At 36.6% G+C, this 23270-nt stretch carries 25 protein-coding genes and 1 pseudogene; 17 read left to right on the top strand and 9 right to left on the bottom strand.

Annotated elements, in window-relative coordinates; translation table 11 throughout:
* The first annotated feature begins 295 nt into the window (after positions 1–295).
* Complete coding sequence (locus tag H7R46_RS11365; RefSeq protein WP_005070127.1) at positions 296–766, top strand: spore coat U domain-containing protein; 471 nt, start codon at positions 296–298, stop codon at positions 764–766.
* A 123-nt stretch (positions 767–889) separates the two neighbouring features.
* Here the strand turns inward: H7R46_RS11365 and H7R46_RS11360 are convergent, their stop codons facing one another.
* The 5 genes and pseudogenes from H7R46_RS11360 to H7R46_RS11335 all read right to left on the bottom strand — a co-directional run bounded on the left by H7R46_RS11360 (position 890) and on the right by H7R46_RS11335 (position 7079).
* Complete coding sequence (locus H7R46_RS11360; protein ID WP_005070125.1) at positions 890–1918, bottom strand: MerR family transcriptional regulator; 1029 nt, start codon at positions 1916–1918, stop codon at positions 890–892.
* Between the two features lie 215 nt (positions 1919–2133).
* Positions 2134–2832 carry a DUF1826 domain-containing protein gene (locus H7R46_RS11355; RefSeq protein WP_005070122.1) on the bottom strand — a complete coding sequence of 233 codons (699 nt, stop codon included), beginning with the start codon at positions 2830–2832 and terminating at the stop codon, positions 2134–2136.
* A 153-nt stretch (positions 2833–2985) separates the two neighbouring features.
* Complete coding sequence (locus H7R46_RS19355; protein ID WP_005070121.1) at positions 2986–5517, bottom strand: TonB-dependent siderophore receptor; 2532 nt, start codon at positions 5515–5517, stop codon at positions 2986–2988.
* A 58-nt stretch (positions 5518–5575) separates the two neighbouring features.
* A pseudogene (locus H7R46_RS11340) lies at positions 5576–6542 on the bottom strand (FecR domain-containing protein).
* Positions 6543–6572: 30 nt separating this feature from the next.
* Positions 6573–7079 (bottom strand): sigma-70 family RNA polymerase sigma factor, encoded by a 507-nt coding sequence (locus tag H7R46_RS11335; RefSeq protein WP_005070118.1) that lies wholly within the window; start codon positions 7077–7079, stop codon positions 6573–6575.
* 363 nt (positions 7080–7442) lie between these two features.
* Between H7R46_RS11335 and H7R46_RS11330 the strand changes: the two genes are divergently transcribed.
* Positions 7443–8816: a putative bifunctional diguanylate cyclase/phosphodiesterase gene (locus H7R46_RS11330; RefSeq protein WP_017399949.1), complete on the top strand. Its 1374-nt coding sequence runs from the start codon at positions 7443–7445 to the stop codon at positions 8814–8816.
* A gap of 171 nt (positions 8817–8987) precedes the next feature.
* Positions 8988–10153 (top strand): IS3-like element ISAba21 family transposase gene (locus H7R46_RS11325; RefSeq protein ID WP_085947548.1). Its coding sequence is split into 2 segments (ribosomal slippage): positions 8988–9246 and positions 9246–10153, totalling 1167 coding nucleotides; the frame shifts between segments, so codons are not numbered across the junction.
* 39 nt (positions 10154–10192) lie between these two features.
* Here H7R46_RS11325 and H7R46_RS11320 read toward each other — a convergent pair.
* Together H7R46_RS11320 and H7R46_RS11315 are read right to left on the bottom strand one after the other, a co-directional pair.
* Positions 10193–10792, bottom strand: coding sequence for an NUDIX hydrolase (locus H7R46_RS11320; RefSeq protein ID WP_086260962.1), 600 nt, complete (start codon positions 10790–10792; stop codon positions 10193–10195).
* 136 nt (positions 10793–10928) lie between these two features.
* The gene (locus tag H7R46_RS11315) at positions 10929–11687 is read right to left on the bottom strand and encodes an HD domain-containing protein (protein WP_005070110.1); all 759 of its coding nucleotides are present in this window, start codon (positions 11685–11687) and stop codon (positions 10929–10931) included.
* 675 nt (positions 11688–12362) lie between these two features.
* Between H7R46_RS11315 and H7R46_RS11310 the strand changes: the two genes are divergently transcribed.
* Positions 12363–12917 (top strand): TetR/AcrR family transcriptional regulator, encoded by a 555-nt coding sequence (locus tag H7R46_RS11310; RefSeq protein WP_005070108.1) that lies wholly within the window; start codon positions 12363–12365, stop codon positions 12915–12917.
* A gap of 84 nt (positions 12918–13001) precedes the next feature.
* Here the strand turns inward: H7R46_RS11310 and H7R46_RS11305 are convergent, their stop codons facing one another.
* Positions 13002–13358, bottom strand: coding sequence for a winged helix-turn-helix transcriptional regulator (locus H7R46_RS11305; RefSeq protein ID WP_005070106.1), 357 nt, complete (start codon positions 13356–13358; stop codon positions 13002–13004).
* 127 nt (positions 13359–13485) lie between these two features.
* Between H7R46_RS11305 and H7R46_RS11300 the strand changes: the two genes are divergently transcribed.
* The 8 genes from H7R46_RS11300 (at position 13486) to H7R46_RS11265 (ending at position 19550) form a co-directional block, all read left to right on the top strand.
* Positions 13486–14343, top strand: coding sequence for an SDR family oxidoreductase (locus H7R46_RS11300; RefSeq protein ID WP_182924260.1), 858 nt, complete (start codon positions 13486–13488; stop codon positions 14341–14343).
* 285 nt (positions 14344–14628) lie between these two features.
* Positions 14629–15333 (top strand): hypothetical protein, encoded by a 705-nt coding sequence (locus H7R46_RS11295; RefSeq protein ID WP_025469839.1) that lies wholly within the window; start codon positions 14629–14631, stop codon positions 15331–15333.
* Between the two features lie 246 nt (positions 15334–15579).
* Entirely contained in the window at positions 15580–16272 is a 693-nt protein-coding gene (locus H7R46_RS11290) for a hypothetical protein (RefSeq protein WP_005070100.1), read from the top strand.
* Positions 16273–16431: 159 nt separating this feature from the next.
* Complete coding sequence (locus H7R46_RS11285) at positions 16432–16749, top strand: hypothetical protein (protein ID WP_005070099.1); 318 nt, start codon at positions 16432–16434, stop codon at positions 16747–16749.
* A gap of 175 nt (positions 16750–16924) precedes the next feature.
* Complete coding sequence (locus H7R46_RS11280) at positions 16925–17119, top strand: hypothetical protein (protein ID WP_005070097.1); 195 nt, start codon at positions 16925–16927, stop codon at positions 17117–17119.
* Between the two features lie 250 nt (positions 17120–17369).
* On the top strand, positions 17370–17828 hold the full coding sequence (locus H7R46_RS11275; protein WP_005070095.1) for a hypothetical protein: 459 nt from the start codon (positions 17370–17372) through the stop codon (positions 17826–17828).
* 311 nt (positions 17829–18139) lie between these two features.
* Positions 18140–18484, top strand: coding sequence for a hypothetical protein (locus H7R46_RS11270; protein WP_005070094.1), 345 nt, complete (start codon positions 18140–18142; stop codon positions 18482–18484).
* 121 nt (positions 18485–18605) lie between these two features.
* On the top strand, positions 18606–19550 hold the full coding sequence (locus tag H7R46_RS11265; RefSeq protein ID WP_005070092.1) for a DUF4424 family protein: 945 nt from the start codon (positions 18606–18608) through the stop codon (positions 19548–19550).
* A gap of 124 nt (positions 19551–19674) precedes the next feature.
* Here the strand turns inward: H7R46_RS11265 and H7R46_RS11260 are convergent, their stop codons facing one another.
* Entirely contained in the window at positions 19675–20280 is a 606-nt protein-coding gene (locus tag H7R46_RS11260; protein WP_005070090.1) for a DoxX family protein, read from the bottom strand.
* Between the two features lie 163 nt (positions 20281–20443).
* Between H7R46_RS11260 and H7R46_RS11255 the strand changes: the two genes are divergently transcribed.
* The 5 genes from H7R46_RS11255 (at position 20444) to H7R46_RS11235 (ending at position 23187) form a co-directional block, all read left to right on the top strand.
* Positions 20444–20752 (top strand): hypothetical protein, encoded by a 309-nt coding sequence (locus tag H7R46_RS11255; RefSeq protein ID WP_002122109.1) that lies wholly within the window; start codon positions 20444–20446, stop codon positions 20750–20752.
* A gap of 69 nt (positions 20753–20821) precedes the next feature.
* The gene (locus H7R46_RS11250) at positions 20822–21685 is read left to right on the top strand and encodes a DUF692 domain-containing protein (protein ID WP_005070086.1); all 864 of its coding nucleotides are present in this window, start codon (positions 20822–20824) and stop codon (positions 21683–21685) included.
* Positions 21636–22397 (top strand): DUF2063 domain-containing protein, encoded by a 762-nt coding sequence (locus H7R46_RS11245; RefSeq protein WP_005070084.1) that lies wholly within the window; start codon positions 21636–21638, stop codon positions 22395–22397. The genes H7R46_RS11250 and H7R46_RS11245 overlap by 50 nt, the downstream gene beginning before the upstream one ends.
* Entirely contained in the window at positions 22394–23014 is a 621-nt protein-coding gene (locus H7R46_RS11240) for an RNA polymerase factor sigma-70 (protein ID WP_005070082.1), read from the top strand. The genes H7R46_RS11245 and H7R46_RS11240 overlap by 4 nt, the downstream gene beginning before the upstream one ends.
* A complete protein-coding gene (locus H7R46_RS11235) occupies positions 23008–23187 on the top strand; it encodes a zf-HC2 domain-containing protein (RefSeq protein WP_005070080.1) in 180 nt (59 codons plus the stop codon). The genes H7R46_RS11240 and H7R46_RS11235 overlap by 7 nt, the downstream gene beginning before the upstream one ends.
* Positions 23188–23270 lie beyond the last annotated feature (83 nt).

Below are 23270 nucleotides of genomic sequence, written 5' to 3'. Positions count from 1 at the left end.
GATAATTTTTAGAAGTAGTGGAGTGATTAAACTGCATACAGTTTGATAAATAATGACAAAATTTACGCTTAGGAGAAATAAAAAACATCCACTACTTTTTAAATTAGTTAGATTGCGTGTAACTCATCACAAATTATAAAAATAATATGCAAATCATGTGATTAGTATAGATTGACACTGTGCAATATTAAGTCTTATAACTAAACAATCCTGAAAGCTGTTTCTTTAATAGGAACAGAAAAAACACAATATAAAGATGAATAGACATTAGAACAAAAAGTTAAGGAGAGAAGAAATGAAAGTCATTAGACATGCTTTATTTTCTCTGATGGGAATGTTGACAATAAATAGTGCAGATGCTGGAAATGCATCTACATCATTGAGGGTCAGTTTAACCATTCTAGAAACTTGTGAAGTTTCCACACAAGGAAACTTAGATTTTGGTTCGGTTGAACGTGCTCAACCAGTTCCTACTGCAAGAACGGATGTAACTGTGCAATGCAGCAAAAATACACCGTATCAATTGGCTGTAACCTCAGACAATAACTTTGAACTTAAATCTACTGCCAGCCCAGCATCTGTTGCATATGTACTGTATCAAGATGCGGGCCACACTCAAATTTGGGGAGGGGCGGCAGATAAAGTTCGTTCACGAATTGCGACAGGAATGAAAGAAAATATTCCTATTCACGGGGCCATCATATCAACTACGAATGTTCAGGCAACCAAGTATGAAGATTGGGTTCGTGTGAATGTTATATATTAATCGTGAAAACCAAAATAATCATAAATATCAAAACTAATTTATAAAAAAACCTGTTTTTAGGAGTGAGTAGAGTATTTTAAAAAGCTACACCAGATTATGGTGTAGCCAGCTGCTTTGATAGAACTAAGCACCACGCATTAGTGCTGCTACTGCTTTTTCCAGAAATTGTAGGGTCACTGGTTTGAGCCAAGTACCGTCAGCAAGGCTTGGTTCATTTTGCATTGCTGTACGGATTTTTTCTTGAGTACTTGGGTTTTTGCCAGCATAGCCTTGTAGCATAGAGAGCCATTGTTGTGCCAAATGCTTCGCTCCATCACTATCAGGTGTGACCTCGGCATCAATCAATTTTTCAATATCGACCAATAATTGAGGCCATTTTTTCATCTCACGAATGTAATTTTCTTTTAAAAAAGTAAACTCATCATCAGATAAATAACGGGCAAAAATACACAGCTTACTCTCAGAAAAAGCTTTAAGTAAAAACTCAACAACTTCTGGCGTTACGCCTAATTTTTCCTGAAATTCAGGCTCGGCTGAGTTTATAGCATTTAGTTTAACTAACCATTTTGGGTTAGCTCGCGTATTGTGCTCAAGAGTTTTCATCCACTTTCGAGCCAAGTCTTGAGCTGCTTCACTATTAGATGGTTCGCCAGCATTAAATAGTGCATTTGCTGCTTGAGTTAACTCTTGCCATTCTTGGTGGCTTTTAGTGCCTGCTTGTAAGAAAGTCAGTTTTTCAAGCTCTTCTTTTGTAAAGTATTTTTCAAACATCGCTATAAGCTCCAGTGTTTTTAGCCAATCCTCCAAACCAAGCTCTTCACCACTTATGATCTGAGATTTAAGTTTGCTGAGCTGATTTCGCAATTTCTTTTGCTCTGTCAGCCTTTGATCAATTGCTTGAATCTGCTGATCAATAATTGGTAAAAGTGCAAGATTGGGGTCTTCAAGAACCGTATGGATTTCGGCTAACGACATTCCCAGTCCTCGTAATGCTTGAATCTGATGCAAACGAGTAATGTCTTTACGGGTGTATAGTCGATAACCAGCATCGGAACGGACCGAAGGCTGAAGTAAACCGATATCGTCATAGTGATGAAGAGCACGGACAGTAAGTCCTGTTTGCTTAGCCAATTCACCAACTTTTAACAGCATCTTTTTAGCTCCTTCTTCCTTAGGCGTGTTTTATGCTAGGGGCTTACGTTACGTGAGGGTCAACTACTTTAAATCATATTTTTTCATTATTTTCGCTTTGGTAAATATTCGAATTTATTTGATTCGTTTTCGGAATATCTTAAGAGATTACTTAAGCCAGTTTTTATTTGATAAAAATGATTTCAAGCTACTCCAGTCATGGAGTGGCAATATATTTAACAAATCAACAGCAATCGATACTCGCCATCTTTTTCAACAGGTGCTCGATGAACACAAGGTAAAACCCTTTGAGTTGGATGATCTACTGCTAAACGCCAAATATGTCCCGTGCCTAAATTTACAGGTTGAGCATCGGGTTTAGGCTGATAATGCAAATCAAAAAAATACTCTGCCAAAAAAGCTTCAAATTCAGCATCAGAGCCGTCATGTAATTCTTTGAGCTTTTCTCTAATTTCTGGAATTAAAACTTTTTGTTTAACTTGATCATTGGGCACAATATCGCTAGCAGCGCCGTGATAGGTACATAAGAATGTATCGGTTTCAATGGGGGAGCGATCAACGTGAAATGAATATACATCTGTTGAAATGAAATCTAGCTCTTCATCGCGTTCATAGTTTTTAAGCAAATTAAGTACAGGTGATGCGCCAAATTCAGTTAACCGCTGCATATCTTCTAAAATAGTTGTTCTTGCTAGATTACCTTTTTCTGAAAGTTGTAGGGCTAACAAGTCTTCAACAGAAACTTCTGTAATATTTTCTTTTAACTGAAGTTTATTCACAATTTCTTTAAAGTCGCCCACCAAATTTCTGTGCCAACAAATCGCATTTGTTTCTCCTTGAAAATGTGTATTTACAAGTTCAGAGAAACTAGACACCTTTCTAATTTGGTTGCTGTCAGAAAACGCGTTCTTCATATGAGAATTAGATAAAATAATAGAGCATGTCTAATATTATAGCCTGAGCTTAGCCAAAAATATTTCATTCCAATTTATTAAGCCAGCTTAGACTTACTTCAGAAGAACATTATTTTCCTCTGAAGTAAGGTCTTTAAAAGTCGAGTAATTTATTTACCACTCATATTTCACACCTACTCGAAAATTGGTCGGAGCGCCGTAATAGCTATTTGTGGTGGCTAAATGGTATTTCTCATTAAATAAATTATTAACATTAAAGTTGAGCATAAGATTATTGTTGACCTTATAACGTGCCATTAAGTCGACCAAAGCGTAACTTTCTTGAGTAAATCTACCCGTTGCAGAGACCGCATTTTTTTCATAAATTTCGCTTTGCCAACGAACACCGCCACCAATAGTGAGGGCTTCATCAAGATAAGGTAGGGTGTAGGTGGTAAACAGTTTGGCTGTATTATTTGGCACGCCAGTATTTAATCGGTTGTCTTGACTATCTTTTGATAGGTTACGGCTAAAGCTTGCGGAAACTTGCCATAAATCAGTCAACTTACCTGTCGCTTCAATTTCAAAGCCGCGACTTTTGGTGCCAGATTCTGTTCGATACGCTTGAGAACCATCTGGGGCAAATACATTAGTTAATGCGATCGCTGTATTGTCTTCTTCAGTTTGATAAATAGCAGCTCCGACATTCAACTGATTATCAAAAAACTCACCCTTAATACCCAGCTCGGTACTATTACCTATTAATGGGTCTATGTATTCGCCTGTAACGGCTTTCTTATCTTGTGGTGAAAAAATATTGGTGTAGCTTACATACGCAGTCCAGTTGTCAGTGAAATCATAGGTAATGCCCACATATGGAATTACCTTGCCACTTTCTTCTTGTGTTGTGTAGGTAGTCGTATTCTTAGCATCTGAATGGTTGCCAGTTACGCGCTCCCAGTCTTCAATTCGAGTGCCTAAAATGACTGCAAGATTGTCGGTTGCTTTAAGACGAACAGCACCAAAAACAGATTGGCTACGATCATCTCCACTGTACCAACCATCTATTTTCGTTTCAGGGCGGTTAGGTGTACTGCCATCCCAAGCAAAAATATTTTTTAGAGTTCCATCCCATGTCATCCCATTATTCCAGCCTGAATAGGTAGGACGTTTATTTTTACTTTTTGTGTAAGTCGTGCCCAACACTACGTCATGAGTTTGATTAAATAAATCAAATGAACCGTTTAAGGTTAAATTGAATAAGTCTTGAGTTGGACGATAATCCCAACGGGTTGCGTATAACATCGCCCCGCTGCCAGTGACTTTATCAATTCCTTCACTTGAGTAGGTATAACCTACAATTTCATCAGAATCGGTAATGGTTCTAGATACTACACCTTTTAATTTCCAGCGGTCATTAAACTGGTGTTCAATGTCGGCAAAGTAAGATGTCGTTGAGCGATCTGAACCCGTCCAACTTGCTGCCGCTGAATCTGAACGGGACCAATTAATGAGTGTGCCATCTGTATAAAAGCTTGGTAAACCACCTCTAGCCACACCAGTCAAATCAATTTGCTGGTAACTTGCACCTAAACTTGCTTTGGTTTGGTCTGTTAAATCAGCTTCTACGACCGCATAAGCAACTTTACGTTCTTCATTGTAGCGGTCGATATAAGAGTCTGACTTTTGGTAGGCAAAAAGGGTACGGCCACGAATACTTCCAGACTCATTAAGGGGTGTAGAAACATCAATATCGGTACGGTAGGAATCCCAAGAACCAATGTCAGCACTCACCGAAGCCTTAAAGTCTTGTAATGGTTTTTTTCGGACCAGATTAATACTTGCGCTTGCACTGCCAGCACCTGTCATTAAGCCATTTGCACCGCGCACGACTTCGACTCGGTCAAATAAAGCCATGTCCTGACTTTGGAAAATACTTGCATATGAACTCATGAGCTTTACGCCATCGAGTAAATAACTATCTACTTCTTTGCCGCGAGCGTAAATAGGTGAGTTATCACTGCCAATGTTGCCGCCTTGTTTAATAGAAAGACCTGCTGCCTGACTCACAACATCGGTTAATTGGGTGAGGTTCTGATCTTTCATTTGTTGATTGGTGATTACACTGACCAGTTGAGGTGTTTCTCGCAAACTTAAAGCTAAGCCATTAGAAGCGGTGGTCGCCTTCGCCGTATATAAACCTGAACCTTCGGTTGTTAATTTTTCACCATGATCAGCATTAACATGAATTGTTGCTAAATGCGCCGTACCTGTTTCACTGCCTGCTGTATCAAATTCATTATTGTTACTTGCTTTTGTTTTAATGGCTTCTAACTGGAAAACTTTGGGTTCAATTGGAGCGGGTGGAGCCTTCACTCGGATGCTGTAACCACCATTGTTGACTTTAACGGCTTCAAATGGATGGTTTTGTAATAACAGACTTAAAGCATCTTCAACAGCGTAATTGCCTTGAAGAGCTTTGCTTTTTGTTTTTGAAAGACTGGCATTATCGTAGCTAATGGTGGTACCTGTTTGAATCGCCAGTTGTTTAATGGCCTGATCAAGCGTGCTCTGGCGAATTGAAATACTATAAGTTTGCGCAGCGTAAATAGAAGTTGAGGTAAGCGCCGTGACCACCAATGGCGTACTCCATAGCACTGCACGTATAGCCAAAGCCAATTTACTTTTTGCTTGATAATCCTTCATGTGGTCTTCTCGACAGGGAGTGTATTTCTCTATAAGTCGAACCAGATCAAAAAAAGGGTCACATTTTTTTATCTTTTTTTAATATTTAACAAATATTGGCTGTAATAGTTCATTTCAAGTTGATGGCTATAGGCTAAAGTTTCTAAGCTTTGCTCAGGATTTTTTAGAGAGAATACGCCCGAAATTTTTATATTTTTCAATTCTGCATCGAGATGGTAAGTACCTTTTTTATAACGAAATAGCTCATCCAGCACTTTTTGAAGTGGCCATTGATCTACAACCAAAAGTTGTTGGGTCCAATAAGGCTGATCGTTATCGAGAGGAAGAGATCTTGAAATATATTTTTCGTCAAAAAAAGCACGCTGGCCTTGTTTTAATATTTGCCGTTTAGGGGAGTTCTCGGGTTCAATTGCTACAGCATGTTTATAGACTTTGACTTTGGTTTGTTCGCTATTTTCTTGGCGAACCGTAAATTGAGTCCCTAAGGCTTCTACGGAACCATTCTTGGTTTCGACAATAAATGGTCGATGTTGAGCATCCTTTGCTGTTTCAACATAAATTTCCCCATCAATCAGCTTTATCTGACGTTTCTCTTGCGTGAAATTTACATCGACATAGCAATCACTTGCCATAATCAGTTGAGAACCATCCTTTAACGATACTTTTCTAATTTCACCCACTTTGGTGTGGTAGTCCGACTGCCATTTTTCCCAAGGTATGAAATAGGCAGACAAACCAACGATCATTAAACCTGAAAGACTTAACAGCATATTGCGTTTTGCAGCAAGATTAAATTTTTGATTAGACTGAACTAAAGCTTCGGAAGGGAAGTTACCTGCAAGGTTTGATAAACCATGGCTGAATTTTTCCATTTGCTGGAGTGCTAGCTGGTGTTCTTGTTTTTCGGTTTTCCACTGCTCAAATTGTTGTTGCTGTAACGCGGTCATTTCACCCGAATGTAAGATTACCAACCAGTCTGCGGCCGCATCTAAAACATGAGGAGGGATTTTAGTAATATCAGACATAAGGTAACAAATTAAGCGCAGCTAACAGGGTTAATTATAAAGGTCTATACAAGCTAAAAAAGCTTGTTTCATATCTCTTTTCACAGTGGCTTCAGAAATATTCATTTTTTCACTAATTTCTCGATAAGTCATGCCATCTAGTTGAGACATTAAAAAGACCTGAGCTGTGCGGGTAGGCAGTTTTTCTAATATTAAATGAACCTGATATAAGGTTTCTTGAATATAAACTTCATGTTCAGCAGAGGGATAATATTCTTCTGGAAGTTGCTTTAGGGCATCTAGGTAGATGTTTTCAATATGCTGACGGCGCCAATAGTCAATCATGACATGCTTGGCGATCCCCATAAGCCATGCCTGTGGTTCCTTAATTTTTTGAAAACAATATTCACTTTTTAAAGCACGATAAAACACTTCCTGGCTTAGGTCTTCAGATTGATGATGGTGCTGAAGTTTGTGTTTAAACCATGATAAAAGCGTAGTTTGCTGAGAACGGTAAATTTGGCTAAACCATACCTGTTTGTCTACATCGAGGTTCATAGCAGTGAAGTCCACAAATTGGCACTGAGTAGCGCAATTAAACACACATTTAAATTATTCTTAAATAGTAATGATAATTATTATTAATATCAATCATTGGGGCAATATATTCTAGAAACAATAATGTTCTAATTTTTCGCTATTTAGAGCCTGTACCTTAGTCGCAGACACATGTATCGTTAGGGGATAATACTTTAAAATAATAAGGTGATTGAAAAACAAAATTATTCAATTAAACAACCGGACTGTGCCACCACAATTAAAACAACACCCACCTCAAGATGAGTCATATAAAAATAAATAAAACATTAGGTTTTATTGGTGAAAATTGACAGGGTATATCACTGTTCAAGCTTGGGGTTTATGAAGAAATATTTTACGGTTGATTTATTTATGATAGCTTCGTCTTACTTTAAAAAACGCAAAAAAAATTACCGTACCGTAAAGGACCAGCAGCTTACAATCGCCGCAAAAGCAAATATCTTCATTTGTATTATTTTTTGTTTGTTTTGGACCACATATTTTATATTTGCAAAAATGTGGTTAATTGTGGGTATGGATATCATTTTTACACTGATCTCTATATTTAGCCTTTTTCTTATTTATATAAACCGCATTTCAGCGGGTATTCTTTTATCTCAAGTCGTTCTGCTTGTTTTTCCAGTCATTTTTTGCTTATTTTTTGATGTCGCTACAAGTGACCGTCCGCAAGTGGCTCAATTGTTTTTACCCGCTGGGGCGATATTGGGATATTTGAATTACCGTAGAAATCCAAGCTTTTTACAAGCTGCTTTAATTCTTTTGTCGATTGGATGCTTTATATTTTTTAGTGGCAGCTCTTTTAATCTGGAGAGCGCCATACCTTTACCGGAAGATATTCGTGATCATGGGGGATGGATTGCAACTTGTGTCGCTACGCTCATGATCTGTATTTCAATTTACACCATGCAATTAGAGATACAAACCGAAAGCACTATGGTGCAAGACTTACGCTTAGCGCTTATTAAAGAACAGTTTGAGCTTTTTTATCAACCGCAAATTAATGCTTCTGAAACGCGAATTGGCGCGGAAGCTTTATTAAGATGGCATCATCCTGTTTCAGGATATATTCCCACAAAAGATTTTATTCCAGCAGCCGAAACTTTTGGGTTAATGCCAGAGATTGGGGAATGGGTATTGGCTCAAGCCTGTAAAGTTTTACAAGATTGGAGTAAAAAAGCCGAGACTAAAGATCTTACACTTTCAATCAATATTAGTCCTGATCACTTCATGCAACCAAACTTTGAACAAACTGTGATTGGGCTGATTCAGAAATATGAGGTCAATCCATCTCGGCTCACACTAGAAATTACTGAAAATATTGCTTTAACGAATTGTGTAAGCATGATCGAAAAAATGCAGTTCTTATCTAAACAAGGAGTTCAGCTTTCTCTTGATGATTTTGGTACTGGTTATTCATCTTTAAGCTATTTACAAAAAATGCCCATCAGCCAAATCAAAATTGATCGTAGCTTTGTACAGTCGGCATTGGATGATAAACGCAGTAATAAACTCGTCACTGGCATTATTAAAATTGGTCTGGATTTGAACCTTCGCGTGTTAGTTGAAGGCATCGAAACGACTGAACAATTTAGTGTTTTTAAAAATAATGGATGTACTGAGTTTCAAGGATATTTGTGGGGCTGTCCGATGCCGTTAAATGACTTCGTAAAACAGATAGCCCATTTCAAAAAATAGGCAAAAGGATAATTAAAAATCTTCATTTAACAGCAGAACTCTAAATATAAGAGATCTGCCTTACATTGATTTTTTTAACTAATCAAACTTAGTAGTTTCTGGTACTGATGTGTGCTGAGAAAACAGGAGGTTTTAACTTGGTAAACTATAGACACTCATCAGGAGTTTACCATGAGCAAGAAACAGAAGACTTACACCGCAGAATTTAAAGTTGAAGCAATAAAATTGATTGAAGCCAATCAAGGCAATGTATCGGAAACAGCCAGACAACTTGGCATTTCAATGCAAACTCTTTCAAATTGGAATAATAAAGCAAAGACTGGCACCTTAGCAGGCACTAAACAATATTCACCTGATCTAAATGCCTTACTCGAAGAAAATAAAAAGCTCAAACAACAGCTCAAAACAGCTGAAATGGAACGTGAATTTCTAAAAAAGGCAGCAGCGTACTTTGCGAAAGAAAGTCAGTAAGGTACGCCTATATGAAACAGCAAAGATATTTATTCCCGATTAGCTTTATGGCTAGATTACTTCACGTTTCAGTGTCACGATTTTATGATTGGCTAAAACGAGGCATGAATAAAAGATTGGTTCAGCGAAATCAACAGACAATTTTGGTCAAAATAGCTCATGAGGAAACTAAACAAAGCTATGGCTATATTCGATTAACTAAGCATTTACAAGCGCAAGGTATCAAAATCAGTACGTATGCTGTACGTCAAATAAAAAAGCTCAACCAGCTGTATTGTAAGCGTCATAAGCGTTTCAAAAGAACTACGAAGAGTGATCATAATCGAGCGATCTACGCAAATTTACTAGAGCAACAGTTTTCAATGACTAAGCCCAATCTTGCATGGTCAAGCGATATTACATACATTTGGACTGCTGAAGGTTGGTTATACTTGGCAGCAGTAAAAGACCTGTACACGAAACAAGTGGTTGGCTATAGCTTAAATGAGCGTATGACCGCACAACTTGTTTGCAATGCACTGACTATGGCGATTCGTAATCAAAAACCAACGAAAGGCTTAATTATTCATTCGGACAGAGGCAGCCAATATTGCAGCCATGAATATCGAAAGATACTGGAAAAATGTGATTTTCAAGGTTCAATGAGCAAACGTGGGGACTGTTACGATAATGCACCGATTGAAAGTTTCTGGGGCATACTCAAGAATGAATTAGTGCATCATTGCAACTATAAAACCAGAGATGAAGCTAAAGCAGATATTACAGAATACATTGTGTTATTTTATAATCAGCGAAGAATTCAAAAGAGTTTGGATTTTAAAACGCCAAATCAAATAGCAGAGAACTTTTATCGGTTAGCTGCCTAGCATATCCCAAGTGAAAGTCTCCTGCTAATTCAGCACATATCATACTGACTCTAAATAATCAAAAAATTGCTGTATTTGTTCTTCTGTTACCCGTGCTGTAGAAATAGGCGGTAACTCATCTCTACCAAAGAATCCAACTTCGGGTGTTTCAATACTTGGTGTTAGTTCACCATCAATAATTTCACACCAGAAGAAAGCCTTATACACATGTAAAAACATTGGAGGATGTGGGTGCTTAGTTCTATCTGTTAAAGCCAATAACTTAATCGCCTTAACTCGTAGACCTGTCTCTTCTATAACTTCTTTTTCAGCATTTTCCGATGCTGAGTAACCTACGTCAGCCCATCCACCCGGAACAGACCATTTCCCGTCTCCAATTTCTTTTGCTAATAATAATTTATTTTCTTTAAAAACAACTGCTCTAACATCTAGTTTCGGAGTCGCATAACCTACATCTTGGAGCACGTTATTAATAAAATTTTCTGTTTTGATTTCTTTTAATTCTAATAAATACTCAATGTGCCCTAAGAGTTGTTCATAACGTTCTTTGTCATAAACATCTTTTGAATAATGTAAACCTGTTTGAGCAATACCAGTAATTTTATTTAAAGTTTCTAACCACTTCACTGAGTCATTCATTGCAACAGAGGCCTTCATGCTTATATCTTTCAGCTATAGTAAGACATAGTCAGCCGAAGCACTATTAAACAGTTGTTAACTGAAATTTCAAGCTGAGACTTAATAGGATTTTTACGATTAATAGCTCTCGTAAAATTCACTCTTTAAATAAATTTGACTTAATCATGAGCGGCAAACCAAGACTACTTAATAAACTAGTTCGAGAATTTGGTACATTCTTACTTTCTAAATTAACAAGCTCAATAAATTCTTTATTAAATTGTTTTCTAGGATATTTTTCTAAAATTTCATTTCTAAAAGAGACGGGAAGTCTATATAGACCGTCACTAATCACATCACATGATGCACCTTGCTGTAATAGCGTAATTTCTGCTGGGTCAGAGTGATCTATATAACCGTTCATATGTAAGCAGATAGCATCTTTAATAACTCCACTTTTCTTCTCATCAAAGCTATGTTCTTTAGCCTTTAGCTCAAATTGTTTAGCACTCTCATAGGTAAAACAGTTACAACCTTTACTATGAATATGTTGCTCAGTTAAGCCAATATCATGAAAAAGTGAGGCTATTAAAAGTAACTCATCATCAAATTGCTGTTTTTGTATATGACCTAGGGCAGCACCCCAGAAATAAGTGCGCCATGAATGATTATAGATAGATATATCTGCTTTAGCCTCTAGTTCATCAAGCGCGACTTTAACCATTTGAGTATCTGGTATTACGATCTGATCGATATCAAAATCGCTAGAAGTTTTGAACCGAAAGTAATTTATTTTTATAGAGGCCTTAACACTAGGTAGCATAATTTTTTGAATTAACTTAACTTTCTCTTTGAAGCTGAGCTGACCATTTGTAGCTTGCATCCAGTGATATGAACCAATTCTTTTAGTTTTCATGGTTAGCTCTCATTTTAGAGTAATAACTCTAAAATATTATCATAGATAATTTTTTGCAAGTTGTATCTTTTAAGACCTCGTTAGAACTTTGATTGATAAGCGTTTTATAAACCCCAATTTAACAATAAATTTTAATTATTTATCCTTACTTTTTAATGATCTATTTTAAAACAAATATCAATTTGTGTGCTTGACTGAAAGAGGTCTGAATATTATTCTTCGCCTGCTGGCCTACATTGCCAGTCGGTTTTAGCAGACCGTATCAAACGTACATTAGAAGTTTCGTGCTTCTAGTGTTGAGCCCTCGTGCCCCCTCTATGGCGGAACGGAGGGGGACACCTTCGGGTGTGCTGGCCACGTTTGACCAGTCTGCTAACCCCTTTCGTTCTGCCACCATAATTTTAATGTCTGGCAGAACTCCCAATAAAAAGGAGTTGGCTTTGCACATCCATTATTTCTTGGCAGACTTTGCCAAAAGCTATAACGACACAACTTAAACGTTTAAAGCAGTTTGATCGCCGTAAGGTTTTCAGGCTTTAAATTACTTCGTCTAAAAACTTAATCAACAATAAAACTTGAGATGTGCCAAGCACAGTCTTATGGGCTTTGCTGTGCCTTTTTCTCCCAAAAAAGTATCTCATTTAGAAACAACAATAATTTTATAACGGTAAGATTATGCCAAATTTAGTTCTCTCAACACGTGCTATTCAAGTCATTAATACATCGATTGATTTATTTCACCATCACGGATTCCATACGGTTGGAGTCGACCGAATTGTGAAAGAGTGTGAAGTGACCAAAGCAACTTTTTATAACTTCTTTCATTCTAAAGAGCGGTTTATTGAAATCTGTTTAATCGTACAAAAAGAACGTTTAAAAGAAAAAGTAGTTTCAATTGTTGGGTACGACCAAAGCGCAAGCGTGAAGGAAAAACTTAAGAAACTTTATTTCTTACACACCGATGTAGAGGGAATGTACTACCTTTTATTTAAAGCCATTTTTGAAACGAAACTGACCTATCCAAAAGCCTATATCACAGCAGTGAGATATCGCACATGGCTACTTAATGAAATTTATAGCCAGCTTATAAAACAAAAAACCGATGTTACCTTTCAGGATGCCAAGCTATTTTTATATATGATTGAAGGTGCAATTATTCAGCTTATAGGCTCGGATGTGGCAATCGAGCGGGAGAGAGTGCTTGAGTGTTTTTTGCTGGGGTTTGGGTAAAGGAGTACGTACTCTAAGTTTGTTGATCAAAGTTAGATGAAGATATATCAATCGTGACGCAAGTTTAAATATGCAAAGATTTGCTTATAAAACTAAGTCTGAACGAGGCTGCTGTTCTAATAACTGAGATATATTATTTTCAAGCCAATCCGTTAAATCAAAAAGTCTATCGGAAGCTTCTCGGCCAAAGTCGGTTAATTGATAATCTACTCGAGGGGGCACTTCGGCATAGTCCTGACGAAAGATAAAACCATCCTGCTCGAGCAACTTTAAGGTTTGTGCCAGCATTTTTTCACTGATGCCATCAATTAATTTTTTTAATTCATTAAAGCGCAAACGCTGATCACGTAATGCAACTAAAATTAAAACACTCCAACGGCTTGTTAGTGTTAACAAAATTTTTCTAGATGGACAATTTGCTGCAAAAACCAAACCTTTCATTGCTCATTACCTGCATTACAAAAGTTTACATTTAATGCTGAACTTACTTTTAGGTAAGTACTTACTTTTAGTAAGTGAAGATACTACGATGATTGAAATATTTCAATTACATCAGATGGAGATCACCATGCGTATTGCAGTTACTGGTGCAACAGGTCAACTTGGTCAATTCGTTATTTCTCAATTACTTGAACGGACCGAAGCAAAAAATATTGTGGCATTAGTCCGTAATCCAGAAAAAGCTTTAGATTTAAGTTCAAAAGGGGTAGAAGTTCGTCCTTTTGATTATGTTAATGATGTAGAAAAACTTTCAGAGCAACTGCAAGGTATTGATAAGCTTTTATTAATTTCATCAAATGAAATTGGTCAACGCACAGTACAACACCAAAATATTATTAATGCAGCAAAACTCGCGCATGTAAAATTTATTGCTTACACAAGTTTATTAAAAGCAGATGTAACATCGCTTTTACTTGCACAAGAACATGTTGAAACTGAACAATATTTAAAAGCATCGAATATTCCCTACACGTTATTACGCAATAACTGGTACAACGAAAATTATGCAATGGGTCTTAAACAAGCAGTTGAGCACGGCAAAATTTTTGGGGCAACTCATCACGGTAAAGTTTCTTCTGCTTCACGTCTAGACTATGCAACAGCGGCTGCTGTGGTATTAACGCAAGACGGGCATGAAAATAAGATTTATGAGCTGGCAGGTGATACAAGTTACACCCTTGATGATGTAGCAAAATGGACAAGTGAAATCACTCAAAAAGATGTAACTTATCAAGATTTACCCGAAGAAGAATATAAAGCATTCTTAGTGCAGGTTGGTGTACCAGAAGGGTTTGCTCATATATTGGCAGATTCGGATGAAGGCGTATCTAAAGACGGTTTATATAGTGATAGCAAAGATCTGCATCAGCTCATTGGCCGTCCAACGACAAGTATGCAAGAAACTGTGAAAGAGTTTTTAAAATAATCTGTTTTTCTATCGCTTAGATTGTCATTAAATTTTAACTTGATATTTAACAACGGTAATTTTAGAATCCGCCCAACTAATTTTTAGGAGCTTCAATGTGAGTACTTGCTCGAGTGACAGTAGTCGATCGGTAATAGTCTAAGTATCCCCTGAAGTCCCTACAGGCCTCTTCTTGTGGATGCAAGAAGAGGTTTTTTATTTCCATCTTTTCATTTCTATTATTAACCCATGATTTATTCATGACGGGTTGCAGTACTTGCATGTGCTCCATGACTTATGGGAGTGATGCCAGTGTTATTTACTTTAAAGAAACGCTCACTTATTTCTGGTTTCTGTTTATTCGCATTATCTAGCGCGAGCCATAGTGGACGACCTATGGTTGTTGACGATGCTGCTCTAGTTTCTCCAAAAACCTGCCAGCTAGAAACATGGGCGCAGCATAACTCTGACAGCAAAGAATATTGGGCAACACCAGCCTGTAATTTTGGTGGTAATTTTGAATTTGCTGTAGGGATGGGGAGAGTAAATGATGATACTGAGCATGTCAGTTATGCAACTCTACAAGGCAAGACCTTATTAAAACCTTTAGAAACTAATGATTGGGGAATCGGCTTTTCTTTTGGCACTCAAATCAATACTAAGGATTCTTCAAAGAAAGATTGGACGGTTAATGTTCCTTTAAGTCTTTATACTTTGGATGATAAATTTTTAATCCATGCCAACCTTGGTTGGTTACGTGAAAATACCACACATAAAAATCAAACCACATGGGGAATTGGAACCGAAACACAACTTACCCATCCATTAACATTCACTGCCGAAGTATATGGCAATGATCGAAATGATGCTTTTTACCAAACAGGTTTTCGATACATGATTTATAAAGACTTTGTTCAATTAAATGCAAGTTATGGCGACCAAATTTCTCATCACGATAATGCTTTTTTCTCTGTCGGGTTTGTATTTTTAACAAAACCGTTTTTACATTAATAACTTAGAAATGTCTCAAAGTTCCCTTTAAAAAGTGCTCTTTTGAATATAAAGAGCACAAGTAAAAATAAGTATATATTTCATATAAGGAAACTTTCTCTCTCATCTTTTGATTTTATCTAAAACATAGAGTAAAGTTCGTTCACAAGATATTAAATAAAATGAATGACTTTTTATGAATACTATAAAAGCTTTTAATGATTTTTATAAGGTTAAAGAAGTGATTCCAAATTGTAAAATATAGATATGGCTTCTAAAAATTTTCTTTCTACGCTTGCACGGAAAAGTAAGGAGAACAAAGGAAATATAGCTATATGTTCCATTCTTTTTATTATTCCTTTATTTGTATTTCCTGCTTATCCAAAAAATGAATGGCAGTACGAGCTATATCAATACATCACACAAACTATGCATGTGACTGTTGGTACGAAAGGTCCACTACCGTTTTTTACGATTCTTTATAGCATTTATATAACCATAGTCATGTTCTTTGTGGGTTGTGTTATCTGCTATTTTTTTATTAAAAAATATGGGGTTAATAAATCTTATCAAGAGGAAATTTATAAAATATTTTTTAAAGCCGAATTTGAGTCTTCAAAAAAATACCCTTGGTTAGAGAAACCTTTAATCAAAAAGACATTAGTCTCAAGTTTATTTGCCCTATGTTTTGTCATGGGAATACTTCACTTTATTTATGATGATATTACTCAGCAGAGGCCCAGACGTAGAGGTGGGCTTATAGTATTGGGGTATAATTACAGAGTCGGAGTGATGTTTTGGGAAATAGTAACAACTGTCTTTAGTATTTTTCCGATTTTTTATTTTGGCTTGTTATTCTTATATATCATTAATTATTTTTTCCGCGGGTTGGATACAGGTAAGGTGGCAATTCCTTTAGAAGTGCCAAGCAAAAAACGAAAGAGAATTAGGAAGGTCTGATATTTTCCTTTTAATTGATTAAACACATTTCACGTAATCTATCAATAAATGTGACAGAATCTAACTTTTTAAAACCTGTAAATACGACTATCCTAACTGGACTTGAGCACATCCTTTTGAAGTGTTCGTCTTTTGGTTAGATTTTTAGGTATTTAAAAAATGAATAAAATGCACGTAACTTTAGCGGTCATTATTGGTTTAATTGTTGGTGGTGTAATCGGTGCTCTTGGTTACTCTAAAACTGCTGCACGTTATGACGCGATGACGACAGCATGTGTCATGGTAAACCAAGCAGTTGAACATGGCATCTTAAAACCAGAACAGGTGAAAGAGCTTGGTGAGCTCACAGGCCAAAGCCTTAAAAAAGATTATGAGTCAGTTGCTTCCAAATTTAAATTCTCTGAAAAGCAATTAGGTAATGCATCTGAAGGTTCTAATTGTAGTCAGTTTATTGTTGGGGTAAATGCCGCACAATAACCATTTAGAAGCCCACAGTAAGTGGGCTTTTTTTATGATGTTTAGTTAGGGCAACTACAATATTAACTGAACATACCATTTATAGACTGCTATAATAATGATCAATTCAAAATCTGAAATATAAGCTTGCCTAAAGGCAGGCTTTTAATATGTGTAATTAAGTCTGCTAGGAAATATGAAACGCTATTTAAAACAAACTGAATCGGCTACGACTAATTGGACAACAGAGCAAGACTGCTTTTTGATCGAAAATAATTCTCTCTCAATTTGCGAGCTCATCGAGCATTTACCTTTTTCTGAAGAAGAAATACGAGTACGTCGAGCTGTTCTGGGTTTAGTGAGACGAGATAAGCAAATGAAAGCATATTAATTTTACCAAATGGTAAAAATAATATGAAAATAAATGTTTCAAACTTTCTCTATTCAACCATGCATTTTTGCGGATGAGTTATCAAAACCATAATTTTTTTCGGTATTTTATTGGTACGATTTACATAAAGCGCCAACTACTTACAAACAAGTCTAATAAGGTTACCTTTAATTACACGCGTTTAAGCATAATCAAATACATAAGACATTCATAGATCAGAACTTTATAACAATAGGACGGAGAGAGGTTAATGCCAAAGTATCTAGCTGTAGCCGAAAAGGTTTATAAAAATATAAAAAAAGATGGCTTATTCACTGATGACATTACTCAGAACCTTAACTGTTTAATTAGTCAGATCCGAAAAGCCATCAAGGGAACTGAGTTTAAGCTCAAGTTCAACTATATCGACTTTGAAGAAAACCTAACGAAACCGTTAAGTGAATGCAAAGTTAAAATTGATTTGAGTGTCATGCCAAAGTTTGCAAACGAAGGTGAATATCTTCTTTGGTTAGCTGGTCTTATTGAGCGAATCACAGAAGGGGGAAAGCCTAAATTGCCACCAATTTCGCACTTTTTACCACCAGGTTTTAAAATGTCGAAAGATTCGTTTCCGGTCACTGTTGCTCCTCCAAAAGAAGAGCATGCAGACATGATTATCAATTATTTTAAATCTGAGGATTTTATTAAAACTAATAAAACTCCTTCATAAAAGAATATAGAAGTAAACGTCCACCTTACTTCTATATCTGCTGGTTTAAATTCAGCGACCGCCTTCTGGGGCGGTTTTTTTTGACTTAAAATTGATCATTACTTAATTGTGATAACTAGAAAAATTTAACTTCAACAAAAGTCTTAAATGTATATAAATATGAAAATAAAAAATGTTTTTAATAAATATCAATTGCTTAATTATATTTGTCGGTAAAGTAAAAAATACATTTTTCACATTACTAATGTACCAAGTAACGCAATTAAACATTTAGCAGTTCATAATCTTTAAAAAAAGAGAAAGTGAACGATATGAATGAAAATGCAGAGCTTATAAAATACATTGACGTTGCTGAAAACGTCTATGAACGTGTCTATGAGAATAATCAAATTTCAAATAATTTGATTGTTAACCTTAACCGCATCATGGCGGAAATCAAAAAACAGGCCCAAGAAAAAGACCTAAAGTTAAAATATAAGTCGATTGACTTTGAATATTGCTTGAGTTTGCCTTTGGCAGATAGAGATATAAAAATTGACCTTAGTTTGATGCCTCACTTTGAACATCGTGATGAATGCATTTTATGGCTAACCAACTTTATTGGAAAAATTAGTGTGCCTAAAAAGATGACGAGACAAAAGCTAAGTTTTCATTAAAGTTTTTTAGATTTAAAGCGATATAAGTCATTACTAAAAAACTAACTGCCTCTATGCTTAAACAGTTATGCTTTATTACAGATCGATATTTCATAATTAGAAAATGACAGAGCGCTTTAAAATGAAAACGTTTGCATTAACCTTTGCTGTTTTAGCTTCGCTATCTACCTATGGTCTAGCCAATGACTCTACGGGTTACGTGGGTACAGGTGGGATTCAATATCTCAAAAACTCACAGATTGCCATGCAAAGTGAAGATCTATTCATCAGTAAAAAACTGATTAAGGTCGACTACCTCTATAAAAACTTAAGCAATAAAGACGTAACGGAAACCATCTTATTCCCGTTACCACGCATTGATAATTTTTTTGAGTCTGATTTTGCTCACACTGAACAGCTTTTAAAAAGTTTTAAAATTGTGGTGGATGGTAAAAATATAAAACCTGAGATGCATGTCAGAACTTTTATTCAAAAAGATGAAAAATCTCCCCTGATTGATGCTAAGGATGAGTTTAAGCAATGCGGTTTTAGTGAAAAAGAGATGCTAAATCCGTGGACTCGTACTAACTATGATTATGAGTATTATGTAGATAAGCTAAAACAATGTAAAAAGCCGCAAATACAGAAAATTTTAGCCAAATTTAAAAAAGATGATGTGATTCCGTGGTCATCTCAAGTGATCTATAGTTGGAAGCAGACTTTTAAAGCCAATGGTTTGACTAAGATTCATCATGAATACAAACCTTTGGTCGGTGGCTCTGTAGCTCTCTATCCAGATGAATATAACCAGCAATTTTGTATGGATAAACAATTTAAGCAGGGCTTAAAAAAAGCCAGTGCAGAAAATTCGCCGTTTAGTGCTTTGGGTTATATTTTGACGACGGGCGCAAATTGGGCAAAACCAATTGAAAACTTTAAGTTAACCATTGAGCGCGATAAAGACGAACTGGTTTCATTTTGTTGGGATGGGCCAGTTAAAAAAATTAGTTCAACTCAATTTCAAATGACTAAGACTAAGTTTGTACCCAAAAAGGACCTAGATATTATTTTTGTGAGAGTTCGATAATTTCATACAAGCTTCTGGTTTGACCAAATTGGCTCACTATCAATTGTGTGTCATGAGCGTAACATGACACACAATAAGAAAAAGATGCTCTATATGGCTGTCAGAAGGATTGTTGGCGTAATGATTAATTAGAGCAGTTTCTTTTAATCCAATAATCTAAACTGAAATAACGGCCGCCTCCAAGAACAAGCAGTGCGAGTAGCATGACCAAATACGTAGCGGCAAACTCAATTCCATTATTTAAAATTACAAACGAACCACTAGACGTGAGCCAGTCATAATTGCCGTAGGTTTGTAATATTTCGCGAGCCTTTTCTAACTTTTCAGCCGAGGCCAAGACCTGCATGTTTGCAAAGGGCGCATTCGGATCAGCAATGGCTTGCCATCCATTCGGTAGATGGACCGTAAATATGGCAACCAACATGGTAATCATGAGTGGGATGCTAATTAAGCGAGTAAAGAGGCCAAATGTTAATAATATTGCACCTGCTAATTCAGCCGTTGTTGCAAGTAATGCCATTAAATATGGAAAGGGAAGTCCTAAACCTCCATCTGAGTTGCCAAACCATTCTACAATGTCATTGAAATGCATTAATTTATTTGTGCCAGCCATCCAAAATATAGGAACTAAATATAACCGGAGAGCCAGAGCTGCGATGCCGTCCGCATGTTGTAGAGTTTTACCCAGTTTTTGATAATATTGAGATAAGCCATAAATAAAATTCTTCATGATAATTTCACATCCGATGCGATTGAATATTAATTAGTCGGATAAAAACTGTATTTCTTACATAAAAAAAATTTTATTTACGGTGTAATAAAAAAGGATTTGGTCCGTCTAACTATACGTACAAATGTACAAACCGAGAATTTATCTTTAAAGGAATACTAACATGAACAAGCTCAATTCAATGACTTCAGTGGCGGCATTATTAGCACTTTCAGTTGCTGGCGCTACACAAGTGGCGGTAGCAGCAACCCATACAACAACCGAAGCACATGCAACCAAAGCAGCAGATGGAAAATGCGGTGAAGCAAAATGCGGTGCTAACAAAATGAAAAACCACGAAAAGTCTGCCGAAGCAAAATGTGGTGCAGATAAAAAAGCAGCTGATGGTAAATGTGGAGCAACCAAAAAAGCAGCGGACGGCAAGTGCGGTGCAGATAAAAAAGTCGCTGACGGTAAGTGCGGCGCTAAGTAAACGATCTGATCATGGATGATGTCGGCCTTCTAGTAAGTGCCGGCATCGTTTCCAAAAGGAGAAATCACCATGATGGATTTGTCAGGCGTAGGGCTGGGTTTAAGGCGTGATTTTATAGATTCGTTTTTAGATGCAAAAACATGTCCCGATTTTATCGAAGTTGCTCCTGAAAACTGGCTAGGTTTTGGTGGACGACATGCGAAATTACTCGCACAGTGTGTTGAAAAAGCCCCATTAATTTGTCACGGCCTGTCATTGTCTATTGGCGGTCCTCATCCACTCAATCTTGAATTTATTGGAAAAATAAAAAGCTTTTTAGAACAATATGATGTCTCGATTTACTCTGAACATTTAAGTTATACAAATGATGGGGGCTATCTATATGATTTGTTGCCCATTCCTATGACCGAAGCGGCTGTTAAATATGTCGCTGAACGTATTTTACGTGTTCAAGATATTTTAGGAAGACGATTAGTCATAGAGAATGTTTCTACTTATTTAATGCCCAATGCCCAAATGAGTGAGGCGGAATTTATTCGTGAAGTCCTTCAATATGCAGACTGTGATTTGCTTCTGGATGTAAATAATGTCTATGTCAACAGTATTAATCATGGCAGTGATGCATTTGGATTTATTCGGGACATGCCAAAAGAGAGAATCCGTTATTTACATATTGCTGGACATGAACAAGTTCAGAAAAATTTATTAATTGATACGCATGGCGCAGAAGTTTGTGATCGCGTATGGGAACTATTGAGATATACCTATCAAGTGTGTGGTGTGAAAGCAACTTTACTTGAACGCGACTTTAATATTCCCTCATGGCGAGAGCTAGAAGAGGAGCTAGCCAAAATTAAAATAATTCAACAACAGGAGAGTGGCTATGAAGGAAAATCAAATATCCTTTCAGACCATGCAACAACAGTTTTGTGACTGGATTCGTGATCCTGATTTGGAATTACCTCAAGCTCTTCCTGCCGAACGAATGCACATTTATCGAGACTTGCTTTTTAATAATGTCTGTTCATTTATTGATTTAGTTTATCCCGTGGCTCGTGCGATGTTGCCAGAGTTAAAGTGGCAACAATTACTCTCGGAATTTTTTCAAAAAGCCCAGTGTCGCTCACCTTTGTATAATGATATTTCTCTGGAATTTAGAGAATATTTGACAGATCAGCAGCACCCGATATTGCAAGAATATCCTTGGTTGGCTGAGTTGTTGCAGTTTGAATGGCTTGAGTTGTATTTAGACACTGTTGAAATTGAAAAAGTAGTCTTGCAGGAAAACTGTAATTGGCAGTTAACCACGAAGGTATGGGTATTGGTTTATCAATATCCCGTTTATACGTGGACAACTTTAATGACTCCAGAACAGGTCGAGCCTATGCTTGGAGCAATTATGGTTTGGCGAGATGAACAAGACAAAGTATGTATTGAACAGCTTTCGCCTTTGTTTGCTATGGTGATTGAACAGTTGACTCAAAATATAGAGTTAACTGACCAAGATATTCATACATTCATTCAACCTGTACTCACTGATTTATCTGAACATGATATTTATCTGCAAATTCAAGAACTAAAAGCGCTGTTAACTCGAATGCGATTAATTCAAGCTTCGCATAATTTTAAAGAGGTAGAGGGATGACTTCAGCCGTGGCATCAGATCATGAAGAAATAGAAGATCAGTTGCATAATCCAGCCTTTTTACAAGACTTAAGACAGCAAATGATAAAATTTGCTTTTTTACAGCTTTCTTCTCTTCCTCAAGCTGAAGATGTGGTGCAAGAAGCATTAACGAGTGCTTTTCAACATTTAGATTCATTTAAAGGGCGGGCTGCGTTCAAAACATGGGTATTTGCCATTTTAAAAAATAAAATTATTGATGTGATTCGGCAAAAATCGCGTTTGGTCGCAATGACAGAATTATTTAAAGATGAGGAAAGTGAACTGAGTATTGATGCACTGTTTGATGCTTCTGGACATTGGCACAAATATGAAGCGCCTCAAGCATGGCAAAGCCCTGAAGAAATGATGGAACAGGCAGATTTCTGGATAATTTTTGAAGCTTGTTTAAATCATTTACCTGCCAAATATGCTCAAGTTTTTATGATGAGAGAGGTGATAGAGCTGAGTTCTAATGAGATTTGTAGCAAGTTGGAATTGTCTATCTCAAACTTTAATGTGTTGATGTATCGGAGTCGTACCAGACTACGTGAATGTTTAGAAAATAAATGGTTATTGAAGGAGGATTGTTCATGCTGACATGTCGACAAGCCACTCAACTGTTGTCTGAAAAGCAAGATAGACCATTGTTATTACGTGAGCAAAGTGGTTTACAACTGCATTTATTGGCGTGCCGCTCATGCCGCCGTTATTCAAAACAGATCAAAACAATTAGTCAGCTTTCTAAAACATTTAAAAATTTAGATGGCTAATTTTATTTAAAAATTTATTTATTGCTAGCCTAATCACGCTAACAACTCCCATACTATAAAAGTAAAGGAGTTTTTTAAGACAG

This window comes from Acinetobacter sp. BEC1-S18-ESBL-01 (genome assembly GCF_014169935.1).
Taxonomy (GTDB): Bacteria; Pseudomonadota; Gammaproteobacteria; order Pseudomonadales; family Moraxellaceae; genus Acinetobacter; species Acinetobacter pittii.
Note: the sequence above shows the minus strand (reverse complement) of the source record. Positions and strands in the feature narration are given on the sequence as shown.